16 protein-coding genes and 5 pseudogenes are annotated in these 15,408 nt (G+C 46.9%); 5 read left to right on the top strand and 16 right to left on the bottom strand.

Features of this window, described 5'->3' with window-relative positions; genetic code table 11:
- Positions 1-293 precede the first annotated feature (293 nt).
- The 5 genes and pseudogenes from JCM10512_RS09695 (at position 294) to JCM10512_RS09680 (ending at position 2,960) form a co-directional block, all read left to right on the top strand.
- Positions 294-614 carry a helix-turn-helix domain-containing protein gene (locus tag JCM10512_RS09695; RefSeq protein ID WP_004308054.1) on the top strand — a complete coding sequence of 107 codons (321 nt, stop codon included), beginning with the start codon at positions 294-296 and terminating at the stop codon, positions 612-614.
- A 12-nt stretch (positions 615-626) separates the two neighbouring features.
- Positions 627-974 (top strand): hypothetical protein, encoded by a 348-nt coding sequence (locus tag JCM10512_RS09690; RefSeq protein ID WP_004313787.1) that lies wholly within the window; start codon positions 627-629, stop codon positions 972-974.
- A gap of 99 nt (positions 975-1,073) precedes the next feature.
- The gene (locus JCM10512_RS21980) at positions 1,074-1,826 is read left to right on the top strand and encodes a DNA cytosine methyltransferase (protein WP_008776848.1); all 753 of its coding nucleotides are present in this window, start codon (positions 1,074-1,076) and stop codon (positions 1,824-1,826) included.
- Positions 1,714-2,139, top strand: a complete 426-nt coding sequence (locus JCM10512_RS24825) for a hypothetical protein (protein WP_132061476.1) — start codon at positions 1,714-1,716, stop codon at positions 2,137-2,139. Before JCM10512_RS21980 ends, JCM10512_RS24825 begins: the two co-directional genes overlap by 113 nt.
- Positions 2,140-2,187: 48 nt before the next feature.
- A pseudogene (locus JCM10512_RS09680) lies at positions 2,188-2,960 on the top strand (phage antirepressor KilAC domain-containing protein).
- Positions 2,961-3,038: 78 nt separating this feature from the next.
- Here JCM10512_RS09680 and JCM10512_RS09675 read toward each other — a convergent pair.
- The 16 genes and pseudogenes from JCM10512_RS09675 to JCM10512_RS21965 all read right to left on the bottom strand — a co-directional run.
- Positions 3,039-3,524 carry a hypothetical protein gene (locus JCM10512_RS09675; RefSeq protein ID WP_004318733.1) on the bottom strand — a complete coding sequence of 162 codons (486 nt, stop codon included), beginning with the start codon at positions 3,522-3,524 and terminating at the stop codon, positions 3,039-3,041.
- A gap of 11 nt (positions 3,525-3,535) precedes the next feature.
- Positions 3,536-4,000, bottom strand: a complete 465-nt coding sequence (locus tag JCM10512_RS09670) for a TraQ conjugal transfer family protein (RefSeq protein WP_004308050.1) — start codon at positions 3,998-4,000, stop codon at positions 3,536-3,538.
- Positions 4,001-4,051: 51 nt separating this feature from the next.
- On the bottom strand, positions 4,052-4,540 hold the full coding sequence (locus tag JCM10512_RS09665; RefSeq protein WP_004308049.1) for a hypothetical protein: 489 nt from the start codon (positions 4,538-4,540) through the stop codon (positions 4,052-4,054).
- A 10-nt stretch (positions 4,541-4,550) separates the two neighbouring features.
- Complete coding sequence (locus tag JCM10512_RS09660) at positions 4,551-5,135, bottom strand: conjugal transfer protein TraO (RefSeq protein ID WP_004308048.1); 585 nt, start codon at positions 5,133-5,135, stop codon at positions 4,551-4,553.
- A gap of 2 nt (positions 5,136-5,137) precedes the next feature.
- Entirely contained in the window at positions 5,138-6,037 is a 900-nt protein-coding gene (gene traN, locus JCM10512_RS09655; protein WP_004308047.1) for a conjugative transposon protein TraN, read from the bottom strand.
- A gap of 33 nt (positions 6,038-6,070) precedes the next feature.
- Positions 6,071-7,189 carry a conjugative transposon protein TraM gene (traM, locus tag JCM10512_RS09650; RefSeq protein ID WP_081741272.1) on the bottom strand — a complete coding sequence of 373 codons (1,119 nt, stop codon included), beginning with the start codon at positions 7,187-7,189 and terminating at the stop codon, positions 6,071-6,073.
- Complete coding sequence (locus JCM10512_RS09645; protein WP_004308045.1) at positions 7,190-7,378, bottom strand: hypothetical protein; 189 nt, start codon at positions 7,376-7,378, stop codon at positions 7,190-7,192. It lies immediately after the preceding gene.
- The gene (locus JCM10512_RS09640; RefSeq protein ID WP_004318726.1) at positions 7,378-7,638 is read right to left on the bottom strand and encodes a hypothetical protein; all 261 of its coding nucleotides are present in this window, start codon (positions 7,636-7,638) and stop codon (positions 7,378-7,380) included. Before JCM10512_RS09640 ends, JCM10512_RS09645 begins: the two co-directional genes overlap by 1 nt.
- 12 nt (positions 7,639-7,650) lie before the next feature.
- Positions 7,651-8,274: pseudogene (gene traK / locus JCM10512_RS09635) on the bottom strand (conjugative transposon protein TraK).
- Between the two features lie 21 nt (positions 8,275-8,295).
- Positions 8,296-9,314, bottom strand: a pseudogene (gene traJ, locus JCM10512_RS09625) (conjugative transposon protein TraJ).
- 24 nt (positions 9,315-9,338) lie between these two features.
- Positions 9,339-9,971, bottom strand: coding sequence for a DUF4141 domain-containing protein (locus JCM10512_RS09620; protein WP_004318720.1), 633 nt, complete (start codon positions 9,969-9,971; stop codon positions 9,339-9,341).
- Between the two features lie 20 nt (positions 9,972-9,991).
- Positions 9,992-10,438 (bottom strand): annotated as a pseudogene (locus JCM10512_RS23770) (TraG/VirB4 family ATPase); the annotation flags it as partial.
- A gap of 89 nt (positions 10,439-10,527) precedes the next feature.
- On the bottom strand, positions 10,528-12,339 hold the full coding sequence (locus JCM10512_RS09605; RefSeq protein WP_004318718.1) for a reverse transcriptase/maturase family protein: 1,812 nt from the start codon (positions 12,337-12,339) through the stop codon (positions 10,528-10,530).
- A gap of 558 nt (positions 12,340-12,897) precedes the next feature.
- A pseudogene (locus JCM10512_RS09600) lies at positions 12,898-14,982 on the bottom strand (TraG family conjugative transposon ATPase); the annotation flags it as partial.
- Entirely contained in the window at positions 14,945-15,295 is a 351-nt protein-coding gene (locus JCM10512_RS09595) for a DUF4133 domain-containing protein (protein WP_004309896.1), read from the bottom strand. The pseudogene JCM10512_RS09600 and the gene JCM10512_RS09595, both read right to left, overlap by 38 nt.
- Positions 15,296-15,306: 11 nt before the next feature.
- Positions 15,307-15,408, bottom strand: a 102-nt coding sequence (locus tag JCM10512_RS21965; RefSeq protein WP_139016528.1) for a DUF4134 family protein, incomplete at its 5' end; no start/stop codon positions are given.

Raw genomic sequence — 15,408 nt, 5'->3', positions numbered from 1 at the left:
CTTCCAAGTTAATCATAGCATATTTATAGAAGGGTTGACAATTAATTGTCAGCCCTTTTTTATCCGATATCCTCTGTCATTCTATCAGTCTCTTTTTTAAGAAGGAGAATTGCGTGTATTCCCCTTTCTATCCTGATGAAGAAAAAATATTCTGAAAATTCACATTGATACCAAGTGAGTTACAAGGAAAATGTGGGGCTGGCGGTTACCGTCAGCCCTATTTTTCATGCCTAATTTTGAAAACTTTGCAACCGAAGAAAGAAAAATAACCCATTAGAACAAAGGAATATTGTATGGAAGAGAACAGAAATGATATTGAGATACTCAAAGCAATGATAAAGGACAACTTTGAGGAACAACGAAAACTGATTGCCAAGCTGGAAACGGCTCTGGAAGCAGTAACCAGTTTCAACGGTAAGCAAATGCTGGACAGCCGGGATATGCGCCTGATGCTGAAAGTATGCGACCGGACACTGATCCGCTGGCGTAATTCCGGGAAACTCCCATTTTTCAAACTCAGCGGCAAGATTTACTTCTGGGCTTCTGACGTATATAAATTCCTGAGAGAAGAATGTCTAAACGAAGATTTCATATCCGATTCTATTAACTCATAAATAAAAATTCACATGGAAAATCAAAGTAAAGTAATCGTCATAGAACGAAACAAATTCGCAGCACTCGTCAAATCACACCGCAAATGCCTCCAGATGCTGAACATCCTGACTTACATCTACACAGTTAAGGAAGTAAGCCTTACCCTGACCTTGCAGGAAATCTGTGAAGTCCTGCACATGACTCCCGAAGAAGTGGAGATACAGCGACAGAAAGGATATATCCGCTTCACGACACAGAAAGGGATGACCGTCTATGAAATCACGGACCTGCTCCGATTGGAAAATATGCTGGAGATGGGGAGCATCTATCGTAAGATCGACAAAAAAGTAATGAACCTCGAACCTCTAAATAATGAATAAACAATGAAAGAAGAAGAGCAAGACAAGAAACAGCGGAAGCGTCTGGTACACGCTTCCCTGTTTAGTGGATTCGGCGCCCCAGACCTGGCTGCCGAATGAATGGGATGGCAGAATGCCTTCCATTGCGAGATAGACGATTTTTGTAATACCATTCTAAATTACTGGTTTAAAGATGCGAAAAGTTATACAGATGTCACAACGACAGATTTCAGGGAATGGAGAGGAAAAATCAATGTCCTTACAGGAGGTTTTCCTTGTCAACCATTCTCCGTCGCAGGCCAAAGAAAGGGAGCGGATGATAACCGCTATCTCTGGCCTCACATGCTCAGGGCCATACATGAGATCAGGCCCGATTGGGTCATTGGTGAGAACGTTGCTGGCATCCTCACGATGGTACAGCCCGGTCAGGAGACTGAAGTGGGAAGTCAATCCACTCTATTCGGAGAGAGTGAGCCTGTATTTAAAAGACGACAGCAATATGTTGTTGAAACCATTTGCCGTGATCTTGAACGCGAAGGATATTCCGTCCAGCCGGTACTTATACCGGCTTGTTCCGTCGGTGCACCTCACAGACGGGATAGAGTTTGGTTTATTGCCCACCGTGACGGCACAGGACTACAAGCGCAGGGGGCCGGGCAGCAGGCAGCAGGGACTACCGGAGATAATCCATGGAATGCTTCTGCCAACGCCAGTGGCAACAGAGATACACCATGCCGAAAGAGTCAGGAAATGGAAATCGATGAATTTATCCTCACCCCATGCCCAGATAGCCGGAGAGAAGAATCCCAACGGCCTGACGGATTTTCTGGACTTTTACGGGATACTACCGGAACCGATACCGGACAATACTGAGCTGGAAAACACGGACGGGAACAATCTGGAAGAATCGATCCTACAATGGCTGGCAGAAGGACAAGTGATGCCGACACCGACAGCGCGGGATTGGAAAGGCGCACCTTCACTGGAGAACCTGAAGAAACGGGGAAAGATACCACAGAAGAACAGCCTTCCGGATTTCTTCGCCCGGACTGGAAAGAGTTTCCAACTCAATCCCCTGTTTGTAGCCGAGATGATGGGCTTTCCACCCGATTGGACGGTATCTCCTTTTCTCGGTGAAGACAGGCATCCATTAAAGGATACGGGAACGCTATCGTCCCCCAGGTAGTCTACGAGATATTTAAAGCAATAGAAGAAACCTATAAATTAAACAGTCATGAATAAAGTATCGATATTTGAACATCCCGAGTTCGGACGCATCCGGACACTGGAAATTGACGGGAAAATATGGTTCTGCGCCTCGGATGTTGCCGCCGCACTTGGCTACTCCAATCCGAGAGATGCCGTCGTAAGACATTGTAAACCAATGGGTGTCGTGGTTTACGACACCCCTACACGCAGTGCCGTCCAGAAAATCAAGTACATCAGCGAAGGAAACGTATACCGCTGATTGCCGGTAGCAAGCTGCCTTCCGCTGAGAAATTCGAAAGCTGGATATTTGATGAACTGGTTCCCGAAACACTAAAGAACGGTGGCTATCTTCTTAAGAAGAATGGCGAAACGGATAATGAACTGCTTGCGCGTGCCATATTGCTCGCACAGAACCGTATAAAAGAGCGAGACAGCCGTATTTCAGCATTGGAGAAGGAGAACAACTATGCTATCCTGAAACTCAAGCTACAGGCCCCAAAAGTTCAGTATTACGACAAAGTCCTGCAATCCCAAAGCACCTACACGACCACACAGATAGCGAAAGAATTGGGAATGACTGCCGGAATGTTGAACAAGCGGCTCCGATGGGCAGGCATCCAGTTCCGTCAATCCGGTCAGTGGCTGCTCAAAGCTCCTTACCAGAATCAAGGCTATACAGCAACCCGGACCCATGTATGGGAAAGCCGCACAGGAGAAACAGGCACGGCCATGTTGACGGTCTGGACGGAAAAGGGCCGGTTATTCATACATTATCTTTTTGAGGCTTATCTGGTATAGCCGGAATATAAGACCGGGATAAATAAAAAAGCTACTGAAACAAAAATTCAGTAGCTTTTTTATTGCTTTCAATTGATACTATCTCAACCGTGGTCCCGTTTTCTTCTTTTCTTTCACAGGCACAATTTCTTGTCGGGGTGCTTCTTGCGGCCTTATTCTTTCACTTACAGTCTCACTCTGAAGAAGCCTGTTTAAATACCGGAGGTCCTTCAGTAACTCCTGTTTGCATTCCATCTCCAGGGAATGGGCCATATTCGACATCGGGTTGGTACTTTTCTTGACAAGCGGACCGTTCAGGAGATCTTCTTCTATATACAGGGTACAACGCTTCAAATAGCCTTCAATGTCCTTCGGCGTTTCAGCGGTATCAATCGCCTCCTGAATGGCCTTATAATTCTTATCCATATAACAGGCCTTATACAAGTCATCGGCATGCCAGTCAAAGAAATGAAGATAGTTTTTTCCCAGTTGCTGGTTATACTCTTTTATATCGCTTTCCACAACCCCTTTCTTCTTGTCAAGATATTGCTGCAATTGTTCGATCCTTAAATCACTTTTATCCATTGTTGTCCGATTTATAGTTCCATGTCCGTTTCAGTTTCGCTCTGAAAGGATATATCCAGTTCTCTTTCCTGATGGAAATTATCCGCTATCACGAATTTAATTTCCGCATTCTTGCTGCTTCGGTTATGATAGAAGAGCGTGAATACCTGGCGGCAGGGATCGCTGTCATCCAACTCCGCTATCGAATCCAACGGTTGCATCTCCCGGTTCACCAGATAGACCTTCTTCTTGTCGTACACCTCGCCGCTACCCTCCATCTGTATATAACCGATTTGATAGCCGGCTTCCTCATAGTTTCCGCTACGATTGAGTGTCAGACGAATCTCCACGGTCTCATCCGGGGAAATGGTCTTCTGGAGATACCAGGACGTTAGCGAGAAATCATAAGCCTGCTGTACTTCCAATTTATCATCACAGCCACCCAGCAGGCAAAGCAATGTGAGCATGATACCACTTATTATTAATTTCATCTTCATGATTTTACGTATTACTAAATGAATAATTTACTTGATTGAGTCCGTTGTCGGCTAACGCCTGATGCCCGTTTTTATCTTTCTTTCAGGCGGCTCTTCTCTCTTCTTTTCTGTTTTATTAGCCGTCTGTTGCAAATTCTCTTCGGGAGGCGTTTGCGCAAGGATATTCGCGAATTCCCGGTAATCCCTAACTAACTGCTGCATACACTCCAACTTCAGGAAATGGGCAACATTCGTTGTCCGGCTGGAACTGTTACAATCCACCTGACCGTTCAACAGTTTGTTCTCACAGTAAGCAATGTTGTCCTCAACAATATTCCAAACCGTATCCATGCCCTTTGCCCCGTCCACCGCCTGCCGGAGTATCTTATAACACCCGGACATAAAATGAGACTTATACAGGCTCTCCGCATTCCATTCGAAAAAGTGTAGGAAATTCTCATTCATCTTCTTGCTTTGTTCACGTATGTTCCGGTCTTCCCGGTTTATTTTCATATCCAGCCAATGAAGCATCTCATCCACGTTCCAATTGCCTTGTTCCATACTGTTGCTGCTAATTGAAAATGTACTTGACACCGACAGCTGCCACCGTGTGGAAATTCCCCACGGATGATCCGAAGAATATCCTCTGGCGGACATTGAAAAGAAAAACCAGCCTGTCGGAAAGGAACGCCTCCATCTCGAAAGCCGGGGCAAAACCATAAATGAAGCATCCGTCATTCTTTAAAGTCGCCCCGTCATAGAGCAGCTTGCAGTTCCAGTTGGTCGTCTCATAACCCGCCAGAGCGGAAAGACCGGCAGAGAAGAACACGTTCTTACCACGGTCCGAGATGAACGGCACGAAATAACCTACCTCCCCGGTAAACTGCGCTTTGGGGATCGCAACATCCTTATAGGAATAGTGCTTTTTCACATAATCCGCCCCGAACAGCCAGCGGGAATGGTTCCGGTTATACCGACTCAGAGCCAGTCCGACCTGGAAATTACCATGCAGATGCTTCACATTTGAACCGAAGTCGTCTACACCGCCTAACGTAAGCTGGATACCTTTCTGCCCCGGCAGGTAACGCTGGGCAAAAGATTTGCCTGCCACAAAGGGCAGACAAATGCATAACAAAATAAATAAAACTCTTTTCATGATTACTCACCGATTAATTCATTCACAATACGCGCGTCCACCAGGTCACTGTTCTCAATATAGAACCGCTGGTGACGGCCTCCCCCTTTCTCGTAAATTTCCACTTCCAGCAACTTGTCGTCAGGAATGACAATTTTCGGAAAGGCATACACGATCCGTCCCGTGCTCTTTCCTTCGATGCGTGTCAGGGCATTGAGCGTGCGTACCGGTTCAATATAAGTTTCCTGCTGAGCCGTCCTTTTGGCTATCTTCTTATCCACTATCTTAAATCGCACGAAATCCACATCGAAAGGCACATTGGAATTGTTCGTCAGGGAAACATGGAAGAAGATCAGGTCCTTATGCACATAAATGCCCTTTAAAAGAGCCTGCATCCCGAACTGCCTGCATCCGATATGCTTCACGTCCCTACGGTCCAGCCGGTGGATGGTGTACATCACGCTGGCAATGACCGTCGGATCTTCCTCGCCCAGTTCCGTGACACGGATGGAGCTGCCTCCTTTCTTTTCTCCCTCGTCCGGGTTCATCCACTGGTCCATATTGATATTCAGTGTGGAAGGCTCTTCCTTATAAACGACATTGAAGGAAAAGAAAGAGCCGTCTCCTGTAATCACGGAGAAGTTCGTCTCTCCCGGAAACTCCTTCACCGCCGCTTTGACACGTACCACGTTCTCGACTCCGTCAGCCTTGCCTGCGATGATATTGTTACTGCCCAAATCCACGTAGCGCACTTCCGAAGGGAAGAGGATATGCACCGTCTTCCCAAAAGTGACCTCTATTTTATAAGGGATGATATGCTGGCCCGCCGTCAGAATCCTGACGGGATTTACCGGCCTTTCCTCCTGTGAAAAACCGGATACCGAGGCCAGAACAGCCATCAAGAATGCTATAACTATTTTCATTGTCTTGTCTTTTTTATTAAAGTGAATAATCCGTTATTGTCTCTTTGTGACCAGCAGCACCTTATATCCGGCTTTCAGTGTCACCTTGACCGCGCGAACCCGTCCGGTGATCAACCGCGTGCCGCCCTGCATGACTCCGCGCGTCAGGTCCATGACCACCTGCTGTCCGGCAGAACGTGCAAACGAAACGCTGTTTCCCATGCTCTCGCTGACCGTTCCAGCCGCATCCTTTGCCGCATTGCGGGTTTCCGATCCGGGAACGAAAATACCTTTCTGCCCGTCTATATCGTAAGTCGCCAACTGAACAGGAATGATATTCCCGGCATACTCGATGCTGCTGATCAGGATATCCAGACGCTCTCCCTGTATGACCGCCGCACCTGTTACCAGACTGTTCTCCGGAACGGTAATGTTGCCGGCTTGTAGAGGTTGCAGCAACCGGAGTTTTACCCTGCCTCCCTGTTCAATGATCTGGTTCTCCGAAATGCAGGCGGCGATGGTATTCGTCCCCATTTGGTAGCTGTTCCCGACAGCAGTATTAAAACCGTAATTCCTCTCGACAGTAAGCGAAGCGATATAGGCGGAATCCGTAACAGGTTGTGAAAGGCCGGAGGTCGTCTGATACTCCGCCCGCTGAACCGGAACAGTTTCCGTGGGTTCTTTTCCGACAGCTTTCTCCTGGACCGTATCCTTATCCGGGTTCAGATACTTTGCCGCCATCTTGTAGGACCGCTCCATCAGTTCTTCTCGGGTAGCCGCCTTGTTCTTCTCCTTTTCCGCCTCTTCCAGCTTTTTGTTCAGTTCATCTACTTTTCTTTCCAAATCGCTGTTTGCCGTCTCTTTGGGAGTCTCATAGAAGTCATTCAACTGCCCGGAGATTTGCTCGTAGGTATTAACGGACTGTTGCAACCGGTCTCCGTCCTTTTCTTTTTCACCGGTATCGGATGCCCCCTTTCCTTCGTTCATTAATGTCCCGGCAAGCTGCTCCAACGACTTCATCCGGCTTTCTTCCTCCACTTCCGCCTGTTGCTTCTCATAGGCAGCGGTCTTCTTATCCACCAGTTTGGCAGTGGTAGGTTCGGGTACGTTCACATTGAATCCTGAATTTCCGGGGGCTTCCGTCTCGTTTTCCTTGCCGGAGGGGGCAAATATTCAGTACATGACTCCCAGGAAGACCAGCACAAAGGCCGGAATCACAATGAACTTCCTTCTTTTTTCCATCTCTTCCGGTGTGAGCACCTTCTTCTCTTTTTCAGGTTCTTCCTTCAAGGCTCTGCCGTTTTCCGGCTGTACCGCCGTTTCTTCTGCCGCTTCGGGCTTTTCCAAATCTTTATCTTCCATTACTCGTTGGTTTTAGGGTGATACATTATACTGTCTTTATCCGCCCGGTGGAGGGAGTCCACCGGATGGACAAACGGCAACTCCTTTTGTGTGCCGTGAGAGAGAAAACGCCCGAAAGCGCGTGCTACGGTGATACCACATAGAACGGTACTGGTAACCAGCATGCCCACAAGCACTCCCTTACGCTCTTTTTCGGACAGCTCCTCGCAAACGTTCTTCAGTTTTTCGCTGATCTCTGTCTTTATCTTCCTGCTTTTCATTACCTTAATATATTAGCGTTCAACGGTCCTTATATCCCTGTTTTCCAAAATCTCAAAGCGTTCCGCCATGAAGCCTTGCGGATTATTATCCGACCTGACTGTACTCTGCAGGAAGCAACGGGTGACCAGGGAACGCTCGGTGATATTGCTGTTTCGGATAATCATCTGCCGGGCAAAGGTGGTGATCCGGTACGGATAGTTATCGAAATCACACTGCATGCTGTCTACCAGGACAGTCTGGTTAATATTACCGCTGATCAGACGATTATAATAGCCTTTCTCGTTCCAATCCCGGTAATAACTATAAAGACTCTTGTCCGCCAGATACATGGCCCGGTTGATATTGGATTCGATAGCGGCCTTATCGGGAGCCAGCGTAAAGAACAGTTCATGCATGCGGCGCACATGCTCGCGGGCCTCCACCGGACGGTTCAATGCCGCATCTTGGGATAACGCCACTATGAGTGACTTGCCCTGATCCAATACATATACTTTCTCCCGTTGCTGGTTAGCAAAGAGGTAGGACTTTCAGATGGCATACGTAGTCAGTGAGGCACAAATACCCAGAAAGACCAACGTGAACAGGCGGATCTGCCTGAACGAGGATTCGATGTTTTTAAAACTTTTAAATTCCATAATTTTATGTTTTTTCAATTTCTACTTTTTCAATAATACGGCACCGACATTTCCCGTCGAAGCACCCGCCGCAGCACCGGCTACATTGGTCACCTTGGATGTCGTATTGTTGACATTCCGGTTATAGGCACTCATACCTCCCGCTTGGACAATCCAGTTCGAAACAGTGGGCACACAAAAATATCCGATAATGCCGATGACCATGAATATCAGATAGATGGCCGAGGAACCGTCCACGTCAATGACACTCATCGGATCGGCCATCAGGTTCATCTCTTCCTGCAGGATTAGCGTCTGTATCTTGCAAGCATCGCCCCGAAGAGATCAGCCACCGGTAGCCAGAGATAGACACTGATATAGCGTGCCAGCCATTGGACAAGCGTGTTCTGCAGTCCGTCAAAAACACTCAGGGCAAAGGCTATCGGTCCCAAAATGCTTAGGACTATCAGGAAAAAGGTACGGATCGTGTCGATGACCAGCGAAGCGGACTGGAAGAGAATCTCCAGCAATTTGCGCATGACCATCTGGACAATACCTTGCAGGGAGAAGGCATACGAAACCTCATACATGGTCTGCAAGGCCGTATGCTCCTCCTCACTCCAGCCCATGTTATCCAGTTCCGCATCCAGCTCCTCATTGGAAGCAAAGACACGTCCGGTCATCATCGTCTTAGCCATCATGTCCGCACGGAGCTTGTCCTTCTCCTGCTGGTACTTCTGCAAGTCGAAGGTCTGGTCACGGAGCAGCATTCCGGTTCCCTGAACGATGGGGCTAAAGATACCGTTGAGAGTTCCCAGCACCATCACGTCAAAGAAAAGGATACACATGCCCAGGACAAAAGGCCGTAACATCGAAAAGACATCGATGGGCTCCGCACGGGAGAGCGACTGCCAGACACGGTAAGCGATATAGAACAAAGCTCCTAATGCAGCGAGTGCCATCGCCATGTCCATCATCGGGTGGCAGAGTTTGGTCATCGTATCATAGAGATTCCGAAGAATCTGGTGCATATTTTCAAATGAAATGGATAATAATACCATAATTGATTCTTTTAAAATTGTAGACTACCAATAACGCTCATCCTTGCCGTACAGGTCAAATACCTGTTGCTGCTCGTTCTTCTCCTTGGCACGCAGGTAGGATACATGCAGGTTCTTGCGGGTGTAGTAGTTGGCCAATTCCTTGTAATGTGTCATTTCCCTGTATACCCGGTTCACCAGGTCAATGCGTTCCTTGTCGTTCATGGACATGCCGGTGGGATTGATGATATTCTTCAGCTCGGTAATGCTGCGGCTGCTCTTCTTCATGATGGTGTTATAACCGGCAGCTATCGCATTCAGCTCCCGCTGGCTGAAATTCTTGTCGGTTAGCATCTTGCCGAAATTGTTCACGTAAATCTCGGAGATATCACCGAGCATCAGGACGGACTCCTTGACTTTCTCGCTGCCGCTGATCAGGTCGTTCACTTTGCGCAGCTTGTCGTAATACTCACGCCCCTGCTCGAAAATCTTTGAGGTCTCCTTCCATGTGGAGAGGGCATTCTGCGCCGTTTCCGAGGTCTCCACTATTTCGTTGACACTGTTCACGATACCCTGGACGAGGTTGCCCGGATCGGACACCACCCACTGTGCCTGTACGCTTGCCGGTACTATAAAGGCCGACAGGACAAACAACATGCTTATAATTCTCTTTCTCATTGCTTCTTTATTTTAATCGTTTATTTTTTCTTTTTCTTCTCACTTGCCAACATTCGGATAGCCTGCTCCATATTGCCGCCCAGCTTCTCTGTCATTTGTGTGACTTCCAGTTTTTCGGTTTCTTCCGTGGTATAGGTGAGATACTCCTCGACAGAGGTTTCTGTGGCATAGACAGCGGACCGGACACCTCCCAAGCCTATTCAAACCTCCTTATACTTCCGTGCCGGATCGTTGGACTGATTGATAGACAATATCTGCCCTTTCTCTTTGTCGGTCAATCCGAGCAGGGACTGTACGGAGTCAAACTTGTTAATATACTTTCGCTGATCCAGCAGAATCTTACAATCGGCATTGTTGATAATGGTGTCTTTGATAATGGGACTTGATACAATATCGTCCAGTTCTTGAGTGACGACAACGGCCTCACCAAAATACTTTCTAACCGTTTTGTGTAGGCTAAGCACCCAGCGCCTTATCATATTTCTATGGTAGGTTTCCAAATGCTCGCCCCCGAACCGGACTTACACCTCTCAGCGTATCCGGCTCTCCACTAATTTCAGTCTATCTTTCCGTCATGTATCTTCTTGTGACAACTCCTGCACACGGCAATCGTCTTGCGTTTACGGGCAATCATGTGTCGTTCCCAGCTTTCCTTTCCCTGCAAGTTCTTTAGTTTCCTTACATGGTGCATAACAAGGTCGTCTGTCGCTCCACATAATTCACACTCACGGGCTTTCAGCCTTTCAACAAGGCTTGTCCGCCCCGCAGTATAAATTGTTCGTGGCATAATGTCACATTCCGATTTATAGGTGGGCTTCTTTCGTTTGAAGCCACCGTCGTAAAAGTATCTTTCCTTTACACCAGTTTTAGTCATGTGCGTTACGATAAACCTACCGTTCTTACGATATTTCTTGTTTACCTTACGTGTTCGGCACTTATATTTGCCTGCAAACGTTTTGTACATGCTGTATTCCATGATGTACTTGAAATTATTCAAGGCATGGGCGCAGTTGTTGGCTATGGAGTAGTAATTATAGAACCCCACGATTTCCCGATTATAACTATCAAGGATTTCAAGGTCGTCATTGAATATCAGTCCCGATTTACATTTCGGTTTCCATATTTCCTTTCCGTTACGGTTTGTCAGTTCCAATACTCCCCAATCGAAAAGTTTTTTACGGACTGTTTCCGTACTGACATTCAAGCAGACCCTTTTACCATAGGTTCTTCTCAATCTACCCCGTTTATCCCGTCTTTGGTCATTGGACTTTCTTACAGTGATTTCATATCCGAGAAACTTGGCCGGTCTTTCCGTGTGAGTGACAAGTGTCTTTTCATCGGACAGCTCCAATGCCAGTCTGTCAGCAAGGAAGTTTTTAATATCTTCTTTTATCTGTTGCGCATCCTGCTTGCTTCCGATAATTCCCACAAGAAAATCATCTGCATATCTTGCATATTTCATTCTTCTGTAATCGGCATCCATTTCTTCGCCGTTGGGATATTTAGCCCGTCCTTGTTCTATTGCTTTCAGTTCAAGGATTAGCTTTGTCCTTTGCCTTTCGTCTTTTACGAACTTCAATCTTCGCACAATACGTTTTCTTGCATTGCCAAAGTCCATACTTTCTCTACTGAATTTTCGTTTCTTCCCTTTGTCGAATTTGGCTGTGTATTCCTTTATATACTTATCCAGCTTGTCAAGGTATATATTAGCCAATATCGGGCTGATGATACCCCCTTGCGGTGTGCCACTGTAAGTATTGTGGAATTGCCAGTCTTCGATATATCCCGCTTTCATAAACTTGCGTATCAATCGGATGAAGCGTTCATCCGCAATACGCTCCAAGAGAATGTTTATCAATACATCATGGTTTATATTATCAAAGAAGCCTTTTATGTCTCCCTCCACAAACCATTTTGCACCATTAAACTCCTTTTGGATATGAGTTAATGCAGTATGGCAGCTTCGATTGGGACGGAAACCATGCGAGGTGTATTCAAAATTTCCCTCGTATATGGCTTCCAGTACCATTCTTACTACTTCTTGTATCAACTTGTCATTGAAAGTCGGCACGCCAAGAGGTCTTTTCTTACCGTTTTTCTTCGGTATGTACACCCTCTTTGACGGTTGGGGCTGGTACGTTTCATCTTTTAACGTATCAATCAACTTTTCAATTCGTTTCAGGCTCATGTTGTCAATGGTCTGACCGTCTGAACCTTTAGTCATGTTACCCTCTTTAGCGTAGATACGCTGATAGGCAACGTAGAACATTTCCTCATTGAACAAAATTCTGTAAAGACGTTCAAACTTATAGCTTGCATCCTTACTGTGTTCTGATAGACTGTTTAATACTCTTTCTGGACTTCTCATAATGTCTCTCACATTTTCCGTTAATTGTATTAATAATTAGCTGCTTCCCTTCGCCATGTACAAGGCGTTACCTTGCTCAAACTACTATGGAAGCTCCGTTACCACTCCGAATTTTCATAGGTCGAACCTAATAGCCTTTCGGCACTTCGGGATAGGTAATCCCCGTTTATTACATCGTAACTGTTGGCATGATAGATTGTCGGATACGACTTCCGTCCTTTACTCGCTTACTGCGGTTGTGTCGTGATAAGTTCTTGCTACCTTCATTCCTATACACTGAAGTAGTATCACGATATGGCGATTGATAGTTACCTTACGCCATAGCCTCAAGGGGGACCATTCGGACTATCGTTCAATCAATTCGGACTTTATCCTCATATCTATCTTTTCATCTCGCCATTCAGTCGCAGTTTGGTAACTAACTGACTTATGACTTTTCCGACATGCTACACTCCCTGCTCGGTTAAGTTTTCCCGAAACAGATAAGTCGGCTGATGATAGGTCATTTTCAAAGAACACTTTCCTAATCTCTTGCCAAAGAGATATTTACGATGCAACCTTTACGGGCGCACATAAAAACTTTATATAGTCAGCCATGCCTTCACGTGCGATTGCCTTCCAAGCCTCCTCTACAACTATCATCTTTCGCACCCCATGCAAACGTCTCATTTTGTTTATGAAAGCCTCCATAATGATGACAGTGACTACCGGAAAAAGAATTTTATGCTCCTTAATTTCGTCAATTTCAAATACCACAAAACGCTTGTTCAACAGGTCGAGCTGCTCGTCGGAGTTCAGCAGATAATCGTACTCTCCACCACGATAATAAGGAGCCAATACATTCAGAAAGTTAGTGAGATCGAAATCCTTCTCGCGGTAATGCTTCTCCTCCAGTATTCCACGGAACTCTCCCTGTACGAACTCGTAGAAAGTATTAAAGGAAGGAACCAGCTCATTGTCCTCCTTTATCTTTTCAAGGAACAGGTTAACCGCCATTGAGAGTGCTACTTCCTCGGCACGGGTAATGACTTCCGTATCCCTTTTCCAGAGCGACATGATCAGCGTTTTAATGGACTCTTTCTTTTCCAGGTCAAAGACCTTGTCTTCGGTGAAAAATGGATTAAAAGCTATCGGATGTTTTTCACTATACGTATAATATATGCCATCCTCACCGTTTGTGCGCTGGTGAATCAGGTCACATAATCCCTTGTAACTGTTACCGATGTCGATCAATATAATGTGGGTATTCTGTTCCCAATACTGTCTCACAAGATGGTTCATAAAAAATGACTTGCCCGAACCGGAAGGCCCGATGACCAGCTTGTTACGGTTGGTTGTAATACCACGACGCATCGGTTCGTCCGAAATATCCAGATGCAGGGGCTTCCCGTTTGTCCGGTCTGCCATCTTGATACCGAATGGCGACAGGGAATCCGCATAGTTCGTCTCTTCCGTAAAGAAGCAGACTCCCTGTTCGACGAAAGTGAAAAAGGACTCCTCGGAAGGGAAATCGCCTTCGCCTCCCGGAATACCTGCCCAATACAAGGCAGGTGCGTCAATGGTATTATAACGGGGCTTGCATCCCATCAGGGCCAGAGCAGAACCGGTATCGTTCTTTATCACCTTGAGCTTCTCCCGGCTGTCCGACCATGCCATGACATTGCAATGGCAACGGATGGCGGTCAGCCCGAAGGAATGCGCCTCGTCCAGGTAGGCATCAATCCACTGCTTGTTAAGTTGGTTGGCTCGGCTGTATTTGGAAAGCGAGTGCATGTTGCGTGCCGTCTTCTCAAAGCGTTGCAGGATTTCTGCCGAATCATCGATGAACAGGAACTGGTTGTAAATATGGTTACAGGAGAGCATTAGCCCCACCGGAGCGGCAAAACTTAGACGGCAGTCGCTGCGGTCGGTGGAGTATTTCTCATACCGGGTATCCGTCTGGACACTGCCGGGAAGATCATCCACGTCGGAAAGCGTATGCACGCAGAGCGTATTGTCCCCGATGCGCATCTTGGACGCGCTCATCTGTATATCCTTCAGGGTGGTCGTGTCCTGCTGTGATAGAGAAAAATACTTTTCAATCAATCCGGCCTGCTGTGGTGTGCCGACTATCTCATCGGTGGTCAACCGCTCCAGACGGATAAAGGCCGAGTCATTCAGGATGCGCTCGAACTGGTCGACACTCTCCAAAAACAGGCTGACCGTTTCTTTGTCCCGGACTTCCTTCGGAATTATATTCCCCCGGCAGAGGATGGAGAAATTGCTCTGGCTGCGGCTGCGTTCCTTAGTCGTCTTGGTGATAAACAGGTAAGAGAAATGATTTAGGAAAGGCCGTTCATTAAAATGAAGTTCGAAAGAACGGTCCAAAAAACTCATCCCGTCTTTCTGCGTGTCGGCCTTGTAATTTTCTTTCAGAAACCAGTCCTGGCGGTGTACTATCGTATAATTCGGCAGTACCTTGACTGCCTTTGTTCATGTGCCGTGCATGGATGCATAATCTGCGGAAGTGACCGTGAACAGCTCCGGAAGAAAGACCTTGAAGCCGATGGTCACGTCCGCGTCTTTGGAGAGAATGCACCCTTCCTCCACGGACAGGATTGGAAACTTACTTTCCAGCGTTGCGGCTTTTAATATATTTCTCATGAATGCGTTTTTTAAATAAGGAAGATATACGTTTGCGATTGATGATATAGGACGGGTGGTACTTGACTGCGGCCAGCTTCATCAGGCCGTTGGGACCATACTTCTTGTTCAGGTGGAACACCCCGAAGATCAGAGAGAAAGCGGAGAGGACACCGAAACCGATACAGAACCACCGGTCAATACCTATCATATAGAAGATGACGAACAGCAGGAAAATGGCCAGCAAGCCCCCGACAAAAAAGTACAGGTATTGTGCCTGCAAGCCGTTGAATTCCACGTTGCGTCCGATTCCCTTGTTGATATTGTATTCCATAGCCTGCTATATTACAGGAAGAAGGAACGAAGGACTGTCGCCGCGACGATGAGGAAGACGCAGGCTCCAAACCAGCTCCCGGCGGTTTTACCGGTGTCGGGGTCGCCGCTACT

The organism is Bacteroides reticulotermitis JCM 10512 (assembly GCF_000517545.1).
Classification (GTDB): domain Bacteria; phylum Bacteroidota; class Bacteroidia; order Bacteroidales; family Bacteroidaceae; genus Bacteroides; species Bacteroides reticulotermitis.
This window is presented reverse-complemented; position numbering and strand designations above follow the sequence as displayed.